This window comes from Roseobacter sp. GAI101, from assembly GCF_000156335.1.
GTDB lineage: Bacteria > Pseudomonadota > Alphaproteobacteria > Rhodobacterales > Rhodobacteraceae > Sulfitobacter.
Window position 1 is genome coordinate 1,950,768 of record NZ_DS999213.1, and the last position, 14,554, is coordinate 1,965,321.

Sequence of the window (14,554 nt, forward strand, 5' to 3'; positions counted from 1 at the left end):
ATCCTTTAGAGGTCGGCGTTTGGAGGCAGTTGGATGTTGTCGAGCAAGCCAGCAAAGATCAGGATCAACAACGCCGTCGACAACGCGGACACCAAGAGGTCACGGCCCCGAAGTCTGCGGCGGGTGATGTAAATATAGCAGGCGCTCAACGCCGTCCCGCCCAGAAAGAACCCCGAGACATTGTAGGGAAATGTGCCGGAGGCTGCGCGGTAACTGGTAAAATCGGACAACCCCATACCGTTGCTGACCCAAACCACCAATGGCCCGCCCAAGGCCATCAGAACAAGCGCGCCGCCCGTGGCAAGGCTGGCATAGAGCAGGAACAATAGGTTTTGCAGACTGACGCGACCGACGGCTTCGCCCCCGCCTTGCCCGGCACGCAGCGCCCCGACAATCAGCAACAGGGCCAAGGGCACCATCAGCATGACCAGCAGCACGGGGAAAAAAGCATCGCCGGGAATTGTATTGCCCGTCAGGCTTTTCTTTAAAAAGCCGCTGCTGATGTCCCGCGGAAACCAGACAAAAAGGCAGAGCGCGACAAGCACAAGCGTGCCGCCTCCCAGCCAGAGGTTCCAGCGCCCCCCGGAGGGAACGCCTGCGTCAGTTTCCACGGGACGCGGTTTCATTCAGCCAAAGCTTTCATCATCGAAACGTTCGCTTCATAGGTCGACAAGATCTGCTCCCGCAGGTCGTCGCCCTGCGTGACGATTGGCGCAGGGGGATATTGTTTTTCGATGAACTGACGTGTTTCGCTTTCCGGATCGACGAGGATTTCGGCGATGACACTGCCAATCTCTTCGCGGATTTCATCCGGCATGCCTGCGGGGGCGGTGATGATGTATTGATAGCCAAGGTTCAGATCGATCCCCTGATCCATCAGCGTGGGCATATCGGGTGCCAAAGCCACCGGCCCGGTCTCTGCCGAAGACAGGATGACCAGTTCACCAGCTTCGACCAGCGGTTTTTGCACACCGCCGCCCCAAGCGACATTGGCGTCCATCGACACCAGCGCGTTCAGCGTGCCGCGGCCGCCTTTCATGCGCAGGTGGTTTACGTCGATACCCAAAGACCGCGCCACAATCTCGGCACCCGCTTCGACCTGCGTGCCCCAGTTGGCCCACACGATCTGCTCATTCGCGGCGGCGGCCTTGAGGTCGTCCAGCGTTTTCCAGCCGCTTTCGGCACGGGCCAGAACCGCCATCTGCGAACCGGCAGTCGTTGTGATATAGGTGAAATCCTCGGGCGACAGGTTGTCGCTGTTCATCGGGGCGAAATCATATGTTGTGGTGATCGCGAAGCCCAAGGTCTGGCCATCGGGTTCTTCGGTTTTCAACTGTGCCGACATGACGGTGCCATCGTCACCGGCCTTGTTTTCGGGAATGACCTGCCAGCCACGCTTGGCTTCGATTTCCTTGGCAAGGGTGCGGCCCTGCACGTCGGTGCCGCCGCCTGCGCCGTAGCCAATCCAAAGGCGGATCGGCCCATCGGGGTTCCACTCGGCCAAGGCAGGTCCTGCAGCCAGCATTACGGATGCGGCGGTCATCAAAAGAATACGTTTCATGTTGTCTCCACAGTTGGTTTGCGTGTTTCCGGGGTTAGAAGCCCGGTTTTGTTTCCACGATTTCCATCGGACGATGGCCGCGGGGTAGTTCAAAGCGTTGGATCAGCTGAAGCTTGTCTTGGCTGTCATGTTCATAGGCATCCCAGATCATGCCGACATGTGGCGCTGCGAGATCGAGATGCGCGCAGGCTTGACCCGACAGCAGCTCCGCCCTCGAGCTATGCCGTACTGTCGCCGTTCTGACACGGAAATCTTCCCAGAGCATGCGGTGGTAAGAGATGCCGTGCAGGTCGTCCAGCGGGCGCTCAAGCAGCGAATCTGCGTGTTCGCAACGCAGAAACATCGTGCCAAAGGCAGGCTGTGATCCCGTGACCCAGACCAGCCGGTCGATACGGATCGCATGCTCGGCCTCAAACCCGATCAGAAGCGGGCCAAACTCGGCCGTCGGTACCCGCTGGATATCAACCACGCGGGTATAAGGCATCTTCCATTGCCCGGTGTCGGCATCGCGAAACCGATAGACATGCACCTCGGGCACCTGATGGCGGGCGTCGGCAATGAAACTGCCAAGCTTGCGACGGCGGATGATCATCCCCTGCTCGACCAAAAGCGACAGCGCCTTTTGCACGGTCGAAAGACCGATAGGCAGCGCTGCCGCGATTTCGGTTTCGCCGGGCAGATGCCCACCCGGTCCATAGGTTGCCTGTTGAATGCAACTGGTGAAGGCCTGCGCCAACCGGAGGTATTTCGGACGCCCCCGAGCTTCGGGCCCCAAGGCCTCCCAAGCCGCCAGGAGCGGCACAAGCGAAAGTTTTTCAGACGCGGTATCCATGTTTACTATGGTAGAACAACTGGTATTACCCTTGTCAACTGCGTAGTTAATAAATATCCATGGGATGCAAGACACAACGGAGGGGCGCGTGATGAACGATAATTGGGCAGTGGCAACAGGGCACCCCATCGCCACAGGCGCGGCCACCCGCATCTTGAAATCCGGCGGCAACGCAGTGGATGCCGGGGTTGCGGCGGGTATCGCGCTGGGCGTGGTGCAGCCTGACCTTGTTTCTTTTGCGGGGGTTGCGCCGATTATCCTCTACCGCGCCGATGACGGGCGGGTGGTCAGCCTTGACGGGGTCGGCGTCTGGCCGCGCGCGGCAGATGTGGCCACCATGCAGCGCGATCACGGCGACCATGTCCCTGAAGGGCTGCTGCGCACCGTTGTCCCCGCCGCCCCAGCAAGCTGGATCAAAGCGCTGACAGACCACGGCACGCTTGGCTTTGCCGATGTGTCAGCAGAAGCATTAAAAGCCGCGCGTGACGGATTTGAGGTTTACCCGCTTTTCGCGGATTTCGTGGCATCCCGCGCTGAAAAATACGCCCGCTTCCCCTCGACAGCGGCAATCTTCCTGCCCGGTGGCCGCCCCCCACAGGTGGGAGAAACCTTCCGACAGACCGACCTTGCGGCAACCCTTCAATCCCTGATCGACGCCGAAGCCGAAGCGCGCGCAGCGGGTGGCGACCGGCTGGAGGGGCTCGTCGCTGCCCGCGCTGCGTTCTACACCGGGCCAATCGCCAATCGCATTCTGGCGTTCCACGCCGCCAATGGTGGCCTCTTGCGGGCCGATGATCTTGCCGATTACGAAGTGCGCGAAGAGCGGACATATGCGGTCCCTTTCCGCGGCACCGAGATCCACTGCTGTGGTGCATGGTGTCAGGGCATCTCAATGGCCGAAACCCTTGCAATGCTTGAGCTTGCCGGCCCGCAGGCGGTGCAACAGGATGGCCAGATCGACCTGCATTTTCTGCTCGAAGTCCTGAAACGCGCTTTTGCGGACCGTGAAGCCTATGTCACCGACCCCCGCTTCATGAAGATCGCCCCCGAGGACCTGCTTGCACCAGAATTCCTGGCGGCGCGCCTTGCCAGCATCGGCGAAACCTCTGACCCGCTGCCCGCCCCCGCCGTGCCTGATACGCCCCCCTCGGGCGAGGCCGCTGTTTTCGAGGTGGGCTGCGCTGATACTTCGCATGTCAGTGTGATCGACGCGGATGGCAATATTTTCTCCGCCACGCCAAGCGATCCCAGCTATGACACGGTGGTCATTCCAGGCACCGGGCTTTCGGTCTCATCGCGGGGGTCGCAAAGCAGGGCGATCCCGGGGCATCTGAACGCTTTGGCACCGGGCAAGCGGCCACGGCTGACACCGAACCCGATCTTGGGTCTGAAGAATGGCAAACCCTGGATGGCCATGGGCACCCCCGGCGGTGACGTCCAGGTTCAGGCCATGGCGCAGGTACTGATCAACCTGCTCGATTTGAACATGACCCCCGAGGAAGCAGTCAATGCGCCTCGGGTTTCGACCTACGCTTTTCCGGGCAGCTTCGCGCCCCATGATGTCCATCCCAACAAGGTTCTTTTCGAGGCAGACCTGCCGCCGCATCAAGTGGAGAGCCTGACCGCGCGGGGGCATGACCTTGCCTCTTGGCCCGCCCGAACGTGGATGGCGGGCGGCATCTGCGTGGCATTGAGAGAGACCTCGGGCGTCACCGCCATTGCTGATCCACGGCGGGCTGGTACCGCAGAAACCGGAGAGGCTTCATGATCGCTGACATCTGCAACCGTATCGCCGATCGGAACACACCCTTGCAACAGGCGCTTGGTCTTTGCGGCACTGCCATCGACAACGGGCTTTTCACCGCAATGCGTTTCCACGCTGACCTGATGGAGGTGGAGCGGATCTATTCCACCCTGCCCGATGTCTACCCGGTCAGCGGGCGCAAGCCAAAACGTGATACGGCTTGGGGGGAAAAGGTGCTGGTTCAACAACAGGTGAACAACGGTTTCGGCCCCGCAGATATTGAATGGGCCTTTTCAGATCACGAAACCATTCTGGGGCTCGGGCTAACGGCCGTTTTGAATATTCCGGTCGTAAGGGGCGGAAAGGTTTTGGGCACAATCAATTTTCTGCGCGGGGATCAGCCTTTCAGTTTGCAGGATATCAATTCCGGACAGCGGCTTGCGGCGGCACTCGTCGATCGGGCAGATCTTTAGGATTGAGCAGCACATCTTCCAATGCGCTTCGGGTATTCGGCGTCGTGGCGTCGCACAGAAACCATCAACGCGCTGCCGAATAACCGAACCTCTTGCGCGGGGCGGCCTCTCAGCGGATCGACCAATTCGATATCGTGCTTGGGATGGTCGTATCTCTGTGATGATACGGGCATCTGAAGTTGGCCGCGCTATTGAGAACACACTGACGTCAAATTGAATGCCACCAACGGCGAGGCGGTTGGATCTGCCATCCGCCTAACAAGCGACATCTGCCTCAAGGGGCATGGAGCTACTATTCTTGGCGCTGGACACGCCTGATAGCTCAGACGTGACATCAGCCCTTGGCCAGTCGGACTGCGGAGTTCTCGGACTGCGCCGGAAAGACCATTTCCGCGGATCGGGGCAAGAGTGGACATAATACCGAAACTGCTTATCGTTGTATCAAGATATCCTCTGGAGGCAGTGTCCCGTGGTCCGTACCAGCGTTCTTTGTGCTTTCATATTAGCGTTCTTTCACGGCCAATTATGGGCACAGGTCACGGACGGCTGGTCTGGCCGCTGGGATAGCTACTGGCGTGACGGCGAAGCGCGTATCCTGCTGCAACAGCAAGGCGAAAATGTCTCGGGCACCTACGATCCGGGCGAGGGCCGCATAGAGGGGCAGACCGAGGGGCGGATTTTGCGTGGGTCCTGGTTTCAGGACGGCACCTCCGGACCTATCCTGTTTGCCCTGTCCGGGGACGGGCAAAGCTTTACCGGCCGGTTCATGGACGGCGAATATTGGAACGGCAAAAAGGTCTCTGACACAGCCGGCTCCTATGCGGCCAAGGTGAACCAGGAGACCCCGCGCACGGCCTTCCGGTCGCTGATCTCTCTGGAGAACGCAACCTTCTACGAAGGCGACATTTCGGCGGTCAGCGCAGCTGAAACGCTCTTGCTATATGTCGGCGGGCCCTCTGACGAGCGTGACAAGCGGCGTCGCAGGCGTCTTTTTTGGACCTTGCTTGACCTGTCGACCTTCCGCATCTACGACGCGCCCAGCCGTGTTGACGGTGACACCGCACAATTTTCCATCGGCCCCGCTGCGGGAAATGTCGAAGTCAGCATACAGTTCCGGAAAGTTGACGATGCGTGGTTTGTACTCGTCCCGTCTGCGTCTGAACTGCGTCGGGACTTGGACGATATGGTCGCGACACTTGGTTATGATACGCTTGCCCAGCTGAAAGAGGCTTCCGCCAACAGCCCGCGCGGTGCGATGCGCGATTTTCTTCAGGGTATGCGAAGCTGGCGCTCCGGAGGGCGTGAACGGGCGCTGGCGACTCTCGATCTGTCGTTCTTGCCCCCGAGGCTCTATAGCTTCGAGGCCCCTCTGCTTGCAGAGTATCTCAAACAGATTATCGACCGGGCCGGCTATGTGACCTGGCAGGAAATTCCCGACAATCCCGACCGGGCTGGGTCCTACGTCTTTTACCGGCATCCCAAAGGTTCGGTCGTCATAGACCAGGTATCAGGACCTGACGGCGGGCCGGCCCGATGGAAGTTCTCGGTAGAGACCCTGCGCAACGCGCCGCAGCTTTTTGCCGAAATGCAAGATCTTCCGGTCGCTGGTGGGATTTCCGTGTCCGAGCCCATCACCCGCTTTTTCCAAATTCGCGAGCATATTCGCACACTGTTCCCCGCGCTTCTCACGCGGCCGGGCCCTCTGGAGCTCTGGCAATGGCTGGTCATCCCTCTGTCGGTCGTATTTGCCGTCGTCCTCGGCGGGCTGACCGGAAAGGGTGTGGCCCTGTTCCTAAGCCGGAGCTTGCGTCGGATTGAACGCGGTTTACGCGTCGGGGCGGCCAGACGCCTTGGCAAGCCGACAGCACTTTTGGTGAGCGCCGGCTTTGCCGTTCTGGTGTTCACCTGGGCTGGTTTGGCCGAAACCGTGCTTGGTGCGGTGACTGTTGCGCTTGCCGCGATCGCAGCGACTGCACTTGGCTGGTTTCTATATACCGCTATTGATCTGCTCGGCGGTTACTTTCAGCGGCGGTCTGGACGCACAAGCGGCTTTGTAGACGAAATTGCAGTTTCGCTGGTCACCGGTGTGCTCAAGATATGTGTTGTAGCGGCGGGGATCATCGCAATCGCAGACATCACAGGTATCCCCTACGAGGGGGTCGTTGCCGGCCTTGGGGTCGGCGGCATCGCGCTGGCCTTTGCCGCGCGCGATACCGTCAGCAACCTGATCGGCGGTGCGATCCTGATGAGCGACCGCCCGTTTCATCGCGGCGACCTGATCGAGACAGAAGGCCAGATGGCCGCAGTCGAGAATGTCGGCCTTCGGTCAACACGCATGCGAACCTTCGACGATTCACTTCTGGTGATCCCGAATTCCCAGCTGACCGACAAGGCTATCGTGAACTGGGGGCAACGGCGCAAGCGCAAGATACGCCTTGAAATCAGCTTGCACTACGACACGCCCCGTGACCGGCTTGATGCCTTCAAGACCCGACTGCGGGAGGTGTATCTTGCCCAGCCCACTGCAGATGACACGACGGGGTATGTTGGGCTGCGATCATTTGGAGAGTCGGCATTGAACGTAGAACTCTGGGGGTATTTCAACCTCGCGGACTATGAGGACTATATCGCGGCCAGGCATCTTCTGATCGGTGACATTGTCGATCTCGCACGCAGTCTGGACGTCGATTTTGCCTATCCGACACGCACGATCAGGCTCCTTTCCGAGGAAGACGGAAAGATTGCAAATGAGCAAATGACATCAAACCCCGTTTGAGGGCGAATGGCACGCTCAGCCGCAGAAATCAGACGCCATTAACCAGGGTCGTCGCCGAGCAACTAGCCAATGACTGGCTTTTGCGCGTGCCCGTGGTTTCCTGGGTGAGCGACATACGGCAACATGAATGACTGGCTCAAAGCGGACGATAACGCATCGCGCGGCGAATGGCATCTTCATTCGTTTGGCAGACGTTGTAATCAGCCGCAGCGAGGTTCCGGTTACCGCATAGAGCGGCAGATTTCATTCAGGTTTGCGGTTGCGGAAGAGATCAACACAAACGCCATTCAGACATCTACATGCGGAATCCATCGAACTTACTCAATGATCGTCTGTATCGTGATGGTTAGGATCCGAGGCGCCGGGAGATATCAAGCATCTCCTCAAACTCTTCGGGATCCAGCTGCTCCAATTCCGGCAAGTTGACCGACATCACATCGTCGTATTGGCTCGTGGCTTCGGAGATTACTGATGAAAGGCTGGCGGCGGTCTCAAGGGTGATCAGCGTGTTCACGGCAGCATCGCCTCTTTCCCTTGCAAGTTCCAGGGCGTCTGATGTGAGGCCGCGGCGTCGCTCGAGCATAGCCTCGTATCGATCTATGACGTCGAGAATTCGGGCTTGAATCACCATATTGTTCTCGTATGTTTGCCGGACATTGCCGTGGCTCGCCTTTTCCGCGTCTCTGCGGGTCCTGGAAAGAAGCGCTTCCGCTTCCGCGCGCATTTCCTCGAGCCGTGGTAGCCAATCTCCGTCATACGCTGCCAAGTGTCGCTGAAGGAGACGCGCGTGGATCAGACGCGTCGCAGAGGCCACACCGATATAAGTGCGGCGCGCATCCGATCCGATATCTTCCCTCATAACATCAGAAAGCTGACGTTCAACAACTCCGAGAGCACGGAGGACCACTGTCGACTCCACCATCAGGCCGCCATTCACCGAGTAGAGTATGGCCTTTGCCTGTGCACTCGTAAGGTCGACACTGTGTAAGTTGCGCATTTCCCGCGCAAACTCCATGGCGGCCAGTTCACGATCCTCGCCCAGCTGGGCCAGCGCAGCGTCGAGCTCGGCGAGCTTTTGATCGATGTCCTCAAGACTGCCACGTTGGTGTTCTCGTCCGAGAATCTTTCCAACCATGCTGACACCTTCCGACGTGCTGGCCCGCATCCGCTGCAGAAAAAGTTCCGCGCGCTCGGTTTCGGCTTCGGTCACTGCTGAGTCGATGTCGCGGATCTGTTCCGCCCAAGTATCAAACGTTTTTGGCACGACTAAGCGGAGGGCCTTATCAAGAACGGCGTCGATATCGGATTGGTAATCGGACCTGTCGTTCTTAAAATACCCGCCTTCGACCGGAGCAGCATCGCGCGCCTCCACGTGTTCACGGATATCGGACAGCTCCTCTTGTAGGTATTCGATGAGCTCTCCCTCGTCGGCGGAAGCGGTCACGGCTGTCAGGGCTAAGGTGAGGGTGAAGGCAATTTGCTTAAACATAGATGGACATGTCCGGAACTATAAATTGAAAAAATTTCTATCACAGTGATACGTCCGATTGAGCACCGAAAGCAAGCTTGTGCAAAATGGAGTGCTTGCAACCGATACTCTTTTGCATAGGCTCGATGATCGTTAACTGAGGTTGAACTGAAGCGCCAATTTAGGACGATCGGGGTGCCGGCCCCGCGTCGGCAGCGCATGACAGTTCACCGCTCTTGGTGTCTGCGCTGGCTTTTAGGCCAATCCAATTTCGCGGTTGCTGCGAAAGTCGGAAAAGTCCGCACTCCGTCCGTATCCCCACCGACACACCCTCCTTATCGGTCTGGCACAATGGGAAGTCTGGACAGGGATATTCCCGCTCTCTACCGTATCCATAGAGTTCATTGAGAGGCCCCGGGATGACCGATTATGAGACCTTCGATCTTGGTGCGACCAAGCTTTCCTGCGGTGTAATTGTTCCGTCTCTGCATCTCGCCTACAAGGTGTACGGCCAGTTGAATGCGGAGAAATCGAACCTGATCCTCTACCCGACATCTTACGGCGCGCAGCATTCCGATATCGACTGGCTGATCGGTTCGGACCGCATCCTCGATCCGGAACGCTACTGCATTGTGATCCCCAACCAACTCGGCAACGGGCTGTCGAGCAGTCCCAGCAACTTTGCCCTTCCTTTTACGCATGGTCGCGCACCCGCGTTTTCCCATCTCGACAATATCAGCGCGCAGGAACGGCTGCTCCGGGAAGTCCTCGGGGTCGAGCGCATCGCTCTCGTTTACGGCTGGTCGATGGGCGGTCAGCAGACGCTGCACTGGGGCGCTCTTCATCCGGAAAAGGTTGAGCGCATTTGCGCAACCTGCACATCTGCCCGCACCAGCCCGCATAACAAACTCTTCCTTGAAGGGCTTCGTGCAGCGCTTACGACGGATCCTGCCTGGAACGGAGAGTGGTTTACCCAACATCCGGTCCGGGGTCTGCGCGCCTTTGCACGGGTTTATGCGGGATGGGCGCTTAGTCAGGCGTTCTATCGCGAAGACATCTGGGCGGAAGCGGGCTTTGCGTCTCGCGAAGATTATGTGGTGCGGGCGTGGGAAGGGAATTTCCTGCGCCGCGATCCGATGGACCTTTTGTCCATGATCCAGACCTGGATAGATTCCGACATTTCCAGCAATGACGTCTTCCGCGGTGACCTCAACGCCGCCCTCGGTGCGATCAAAGCGCGTGCAATCATCATGCCATCGACAACCGACCTCTATTTCACGATCGACGACAGCGAAATCGAAACCTCAATGATGCCAAATGCAGAGCTTCGGCCCATAAGTTCAAACTGGGGACACCGTGCCGGAAACCCGCAGAATTCGCGTGAGGACGAGGCTGCAATCCAGCAGGCGGTGAAGTCGTTGCTTGCAGAATGAAAGGTGGGTTTTCGGGCTGATGGCCCTAACCTGCCTTTTGAAGGGAAAGATGAGGCTGCAGCGCATCTGCTACCAGGAAACCTCGCCGCTTATGCAGAACATTATTCCACCGGTGCTCTCACATCATGGGATCCAGTTTAACAGGCGATCCCAAAGCCCGCGGCTGCCAGCCGTGCCGGGGTTGGTCTAGTCACCCAAAGGTTGCGGGCCGGTTCGGCCGTGATAAGCGGTCAGGGACGCTCGGATGCGGCGCAAGTTTTCCGTTGTTTCGTGCGCCAGATCCTGAGCGACAGACATGGCCAGCGCATCGACAATGATCATGTGAATATAGCGTGAGGCGGTCGGTTTATGGATATCCCTGTCTTCCGGAAGGTCGATAAGAATGGGGATATTACATACATTGGCAAGGCGGGTACCGGATTTGGTGATACATATCGTGGTCGCCCCGTAACCACCGGCAATCTCGGCGGCACCGACTATTGCATCGGCTTCGCCGCTCGCAGAGATCAGAAACAACACGTCGCCAGCCTGAAGCGTCGCGGCGCGCATCTGCAAAATATAACTGTCGCTGGTCGAGAACGATGGAATACCCAAGCGAAAAAACCTGTTGGCTGCTTCTTGAGATACATTCGACGATCCGCCGCCAATTCCTGCAAACAGCAGGTGCCTCGTTTTCAACAGGGCCGACTTGGCACGATCCAGCACTTCGGGGTCGATCTGGCGACGCATCACATTTGCTGAGGCGTAGATCCCGCCAAGTATCTGATTGATTGCGGTATCACCGTCAGCCGGTTCCGGCTGAGGGTCCGCTGACAGGTATTGCATGCTGACCGCGAGGTTCTGTGCCAGCCTCAGCTTGAACTCACGAAAACCATCGCAGCCCAGCGTCCGGCAAAAGCGGATCACAGTCGGAGTGCTGACATCGCAATGGCCCGCAAGTTCAGCGATGGTCATCGCGCTGATGTCCTCCAAGTGGGCTTTGACATAGTTGGCCACTTTCTGTTCTTGCGTGGCAAGATGGCCGTCATGACGGCGCAGGGCCGAGATGACATCGGCGACGCCCGACCGGCCTTTTTGTGGCGGTAAACTCTCCGGCTTTGATTCGGTGGATTTGGGCACCACATCGTCCTCCTGCTTCAAGAAAATGAGTGTAGTTAAGTTACGCGCAACGGTCAATTGCGGAGAAAATACGCTTGAATCCTAAATATTTGGTAGAAAATATGTAACTCGGTGACATTATTTATTGATTCCTACCGAATTACACTTTCATATGTAATTAAATTACAGCGCCATTTCAGGGGAGCAAGCCGATGCGTAACTGGGCAGAAAATGCCAGTTCCAAGATCAACACCGTCGTAGAAGCCATTGTTGCCGCGCTGATGCTAGCCTTGGTGCTCGACGTGTGGCTGGGCGTCGCGGACCGCTACTATTTCCACTGGCAGTTGCCATGGCCTGAGGTGCTGGCCCGTTACCTGATGATCTGGGCCGCGATGCTTGCAGTTTCGTCAGGTATCGCCCGGCGTGATCACATCGGCCTGACGGCGTTCCTCTTGATGTTGCCCTATCAGGTTCGCCGAACAGTGCTGATCGCTATCGATATTATCTCCCTTGCGCTGTTCCTCTATGTTGCGTGGTTCGGCATCAGCTTCGCCCAAAGCGGTGCGCCGCGGCAGGCGATGATCTTTGGTGCCAGTCTTGCACCGTTCTATGCCGCCATACCTGTCGCAGCTGCGCTGTCCTCCCTTCAACTCGTGCTCGTCCTTTTACGGGACATGGGCGCACATATCGATGAACCTCCGTTCAACGATCACCTGGAAGAAGAAGCACCATGATCGTTGCAATCGCATTTATTGCCCTCATCCTTTTTGGCATGCCAATTGGCTTTGCGATTGGAACTGCCGGCGTCATCGGGCTGATCGACATGGGTGGTAGCCAGTTCCTGGCAATCGGGCCCAGCAAAATCTTCAACGGCCTCAACATCTTCCCGTTCCTTGCCATGCCATTTTTCATTCTGGCCGGCGAGATCATGAATGACATCGGCATCACGGCCCGATTGGTGAACTTGGCGCAGGTCCTGGTCGGCCGGTTTCGGGGCGGGCTGGCACACACGAATATGCTGGCCTCGGTGTTCTTTGCCGGATTGACCGGATCGGCCACTGCGGATGCCGCAGCGTTTGGCCGGACCCTTGTCCCTGCAATGGTCAAGGAAGGTTACAAGCGCGATTATGCCTGCGCTGTGACAGCAGCCGGGTCAATCATCGGACCAACTATTCCACCCTCGGGCCTGATGGTCGTTTATGGCTCTCTCATGGGCGTGTCGATTGCCGGATTGTTTGCTGCGGGCATTCTGCCCGGGCTGGTGATCTGCATTGTCTGCATGGGCATCATCGCCATCGGTGGCAAGCGCGAGAACCTGCCCAAGGCTGTGCGCGGGGCAACCCCGCGCGAGATCTGGGACACGTTCAAGTCGTCGCTGACTGCGCTGACGATGCCCGTCATCATACTTGGGGGAATCCTGGGCGGGATTGTCACCCCGACCGAAGCCGCATCAATCGCCGTCGCATATGCGTTGTTCATTGGCATCTTCGTCTATCGCACGCTGACCCTGAAAGGGTTCTACGGCATGCTGGTGCGCACGGCGCGGATCATGGGTGTCATCTTCGTGATCATCGCCTTTGCCGGCATCCTCGGCTGGTGGATGAGCTTTGAGCGTATTCCACAGATGATTGCTGAAGCCGTGTTGGGTCTGTCTGACAACCGGTATGCCGTCATCGCCATCATCATCGGTATTCTGTTGGTGGTCGGCATGGTCATGGACATAACCGCGATCCTGATCATCCTGGCCCCTGTTCTGGTCCCCCTGACCGAACAAGTCGGGCTGGAGCCGATCCACGCAGGCATCATCTTTGTACTTGCGCTTAACATTTCACTGATGACGCCACCGGTCGGGGCCTGCCTTTTCGTCCTGTCGTCAGTCACCGGAGAGAAACTTGAACGCATATCGATCAAGCTGTTTCCTTTCCTGATCGCCGAAATTGCCATCTTGTTCGCTTTTGCCTTCTGGGAAGACGCGGCGCTGTGGCTGCCCAGGATGCTCGGCTTTGCCCAGTAAGTCCTGACCAAACTGAACCCTTTAACCAAACCAAAACCAACTGGAGGATACCCATGAAAACCCTATTAAAAGGGCTGGCGATTGCCGCAACAATGACAGCCAACAACGCCTATGCTGAAGGCGGCGTGATCAAATTCGGACACGACAACAAAACGGATCCGTTCGAAAACCCGGCGCATGCCTGCACCGCTGTGTTCTCTAACATCGTTACAGCAGACACCAACGGATCTGTCACCGTAGAAGTCTTCGGCTCGAACCAGCTTGGATCGGCTGCGGAGCATGTTCAGCAGGTCCGCGATGGTATCATTCAGGCGACGCTGACATCGACCGGCGCGCTGGCCAGCTACTACCCGCGCATTGACGTGTTGAACCTGCCATTTGCCTTCACCGGTAACGCCTCGACTTACGCGGTGTTTGATGGCGCATTCGGCAAGGAACTGGCGGCTGACATCGAAGCCGAGCTTGGCGATGTTGTCGTGCTGGGCTTCCCGGATACCGGCGGGTTCTTTGCCGTGACCAACTCGAAGCACTCGATTGCAAACCTTGAAGACTTTGACGGCATCCGCATCCGCACGATGACGCTGCCGTCGCACCAGACCATCATGCAGTCGCTGGGTGCAGAAGCCTATCCGCTGGCCTGGGGCGAAGTATATTCCGGCCTGCAGACCGGGGTGATCGACGGTCAGATGAACCCTATTCCGACCATTTCCTTCGCCAACTTCGCCGAAGTCCAGAAGCACATGACGCTGACCAATCACCTGTTCTCGCCCTACACATTCATGATCAATCGCGCCTTCTATGAAGGTCTGAGCGACAGCGAGCGCGCCACGGTACACACGGCGGCCGAAAACTGTGTCACCGCCAGCCGCGGCCTGTCGCGGATCATCGAAGCGTCGGACCGCGGCCTTGCCGGATTGATGGACAAGATCGAAGTGACCGCCCTGACCGCGGACCAGCGTGCCGCGATGGCAGGTGCAGCACAACCCGCGTTCGAGGCCCACGTCGCTGAAAACATGGACGAGCGAGCCAATGAACTTCTGGCCAGCTTCAAGGCCGAAGTCGCCGCTGCCAACGCGGCCAGCTATCTCGACTAACTTCTTGTCCGGCCGTGTCCGCGCGGGTGGAAAAACCGGGCAAGCGCCCACCTCTGGACGC

The 14,554-nt window shown here is 58.1% G+C and carries 12 protein-coding genes; 7 read left to right on the forward strand and 5 right to left on the reverse strand.

Annotated elements, in window-relative coordinates:
- Window positions 1-5: 5 nt before the first annotated feature.
- The 3 genes from RGAI101_RS09060 to RGAI101_RS09070 are packed head-to-tail and all read right to left on the reverse strand — an operon-like array spanning window position 6 to window position 2,393.
- Entirely contained in the window at window positions 6-626 is a 621-nt protein-coding gene (locus tag RGAI101_RS09060) for a hypothetical protein (protein ID WP_008227373.1), read from the reverse strand.
- A complete protein-coding gene (locus tag RGAI101_RS09065) occupies window positions 623-1,561 on the reverse strand; it encodes a tripartite tricarboxylate transporter substrate binding protein (protein WP_050763196.1) in 939 nt (312 codons plus the stop codon). The genes RGAI101_RS09060 and RGAI101_RS09065 overlap by 4 nt, the downstream gene beginning before the upstream one ends.
- 34 nt (window positions 1,562-1,595) lie before the next feature.
- Complete coding sequence (locus RGAI101_RS09070; protein WP_008226107.1) at window positions 1,596-2,393, reverse strand: GntR family transcriptional regulator; 798 nt, start codon at window positions 2,391-2,393, stop codon at window positions 1,596-1,598.
- Between the two features lie 91 nt (window positions 2,394-2,484).
- Here RGAI101_RS09070 and RGAI101_RS09075 point away from each other — a divergent pair, with 91 nt between their 5' ends.
- The 3 genes from RGAI101_RS09075 to RGAI101_RS09085 all read left to right on the forward strand — a co-directional run bounded on the left by RGAI101_RS09075 (window position 2,485) and on the right by RGAI101_RS09085 (window position 7,386).
- On the forward strand, window positions 2,485-4,161 hold the full coding sequence (locus RGAI101_RS09075) for a gamma-glutamyltransferase family protein (RefSeq protein WP_157044665.1): 1,677 nt from the start codon (window positions 2,485-2,487) through the stop codon (window positions 4,159-4,161).
- The gene (locus RGAI101_RS09080; RefSeq protein WP_008227642.1) at window positions 4,158-4,610 is read left to right on the forward strand and encodes a GAF domain-containing protein; all 453 of its coding nucleotides are present in this window, start codon (window positions 4,158-4,160) and stop codon (window positions 4,608-4,610) included. The genes RGAI101_RS09075 and RGAI101_RS09080 overlap by 4 nt, the downstream gene beginning before the upstream one ends.
- Window positions 4,611-5,079: 469 nt before the next feature.
- Window positions 5,080-7,386, forward strand: coding sequence for a mechanosensitive ion channel family protein (locus RGAI101_RS09085; RefSeq protein WP_008225741.1), 2,307 nt, complete (start codon window positions 5,080-5,082; stop codon window positions 7,384-7,386).
- Between the two features lie 346 nt (window positions 7,387-7,732).
- Here RGAI101_RS09085 and RGAI101_RS09090 read toward each other — a convergent pair whose 3' ends face one another.
- Window positions 7,733-8,875, reverse strand: coding sequence for a hypothetical protein (locus RGAI101_RS09090; RefSeq protein WP_008227668.1), 1,143 nt, complete (start codon window positions 8,873-8,875; stop codon window positions 7,733-7,735).
- Window positions 8,876-9,273: 398 nt separating this feature from the next.
- Here RGAI101_RS09090 and RGAI101_RS09095 point away from each other — a divergent pair, with 398 nt between their 5' ends.
- The gene (locus RGAI101_RS09095; RefSeq protein WP_008226692.1) at window positions 9,274-10,287 is read left to right on the forward strand and encodes an alpha/beta fold hydrolase; all 1,014 of its coding nucleotides are present in this window, start codon (window positions 9,274-9,276) and stop codon (window positions 10,285-10,287) included.
- Between the two features lie 186 nt (window positions 10,288-10,473).
- Here RGAI101_RS09095 and RGAI101_RS09100 read toward each other — a convergent pair whose 3' ends face one another.
- Entirely contained in the window at window positions 10,474-11,406 is a 933-nt protein-coding gene (locus RGAI101_RS09100) for a MurR/RpiR family transcriptional regulator (protein WP_254655260.1), read from the reverse strand.
- 191 nt (window positions 11,407-11,597) lie between these two features.
- On the opposite strand from RGAI101_RS09100, the gene RGAI101_RS09105 reads away from it, so the two are divergent.
- From RGAI101_RS09105 to RGAI101_RS09115, 3 genes are read left to right on the forward strand one after another with little or no spacing between them, the layout of a single operon-like run.
- Window positions 11,598-12,119 carry a TRAP transporter small permease gene (locus RGAI101_RS09105; RefSeq protein ID WP_008228739.1) on the forward strand — a complete coding sequence of 174 codons (522 nt, stop codon included), beginning with the start codon at window positions 11,598-11,600 and terminating at the stop codon, window positions 12,117-12,119.
- On the forward strand, window positions 12,116-13,399 hold the full coding sequence (locus RGAI101_RS09110) for a TRAP transporter large permease (RefSeq protein ID WP_008225830.1): 1,284 nt from the start codon (window positions 12,116-12,118) through the stop codon (window positions 13,397-13,399). The genes RGAI101_RS09105 and RGAI101_RS09110 overlap by 4 nt, the downstream gene beginning before the upstream one ends.
- Window positions 13,400-13,452: 53 nt before the next feature.
- Window positions 13,453-14,493 carry a TRAP transporter substrate-binding protein gene (locus tag RGAI101_RS09115; protein WP_008226199.1) on the forward strand — a complete coding sequence of 347 codons (1,041 nt, stop codon included), beginning with the start codon at window positions 13,453-13,455 and terminating at the stop codon, window positions 14,491-14,493.
- Window positions 14,494-14,554: the final 61 nt, after the last annotated feature.